Genomic DNA, 887 nt, shown 5'->3' with positions numbered 1-887 from the left:
ATAAAAAACCACCTAAACTTCCGCCAACATAGTAGTGCACCAAGTACAAAGCTGTTGCGGTTGCTTTTGCTTGTGTTGCGTTTTGGCCTACCCAGCCGTAAGCCAAAGTATGGGTAAAAAACGCGCCAAAACTAATCAGCAGAAGACCGATAAGCATAGCGGCGAGGCTCTCAAAAGCCGCAATCCACATGCCTGCCATGCTAACCACAGCGCCTATGAACATACCTAGAATAGAAGAGTAACGTTTGCTCCAATGCCCTGCGCATCGAGAAGAAAAAGTTCCTCCCAGATAACAGATGAATATCAACGATGCTAGACCGACCGGAACGTTGTGCGGCGCGCTAACCAAACGAAAGCCCATCACTGAGTAAAGATTGACGAACAACGCAAAGTTAAGCCCGCCGATGAGCATTGCAAACCAAACCCGCTGATTTCGAAAGTGGCCAATAATAGCACGATTTTGGTGTCTTAAGCTGCTGGATGAAGGTGTGAAGTTGCGCTGTTTTGGCAACAAGTAGTGCACGCAGATTACGCCAATCAGTGTTACAACCATCATGACTTCGATGGCGACATCGACACTAAAGTTATCCGCTAACAAGCCGCCGCTAATACGTCCTGCGATACCACCTAATGAGTTTGCTGCAATGTAAGTACCAATGGCCATTGAAAATGCGTGCTTATCAAGTTCTTCTGCCATGTATGCGACGGCAACAGCGGCAAATGCGGCTAAAGCGAGTCCGATTAATGCTCGGCATGCCACCAAAAATATAAATGAGTCTCCGAGTAGCATCAACGCAGAAATGCCAGGAATAGAGAACAAGCCAACCATCATCACTGGCTTACGACCGATGGATTCGGACAAGACCGCCATTGGCACCAAACTGAAT

1 protein-coding gene is annotated in these 887 nt (G+C 47.6%); it reads right to left on the bottom strand.

The window, feature by feature from the left end; all coding sequences use genetic code 11:
• The coding region (locus R7Q11_RS25295; protein WP_225466895.1) for an MFS transporter at nt 1–887 on the bottom strand (887 nt) is incomplete at both ends.

The organism is Vibrio sp. 970 (assembly GCF_033339075.1).
This window is presented reverse-complemented; position numbering and strand designations above follow the sequence as displayed.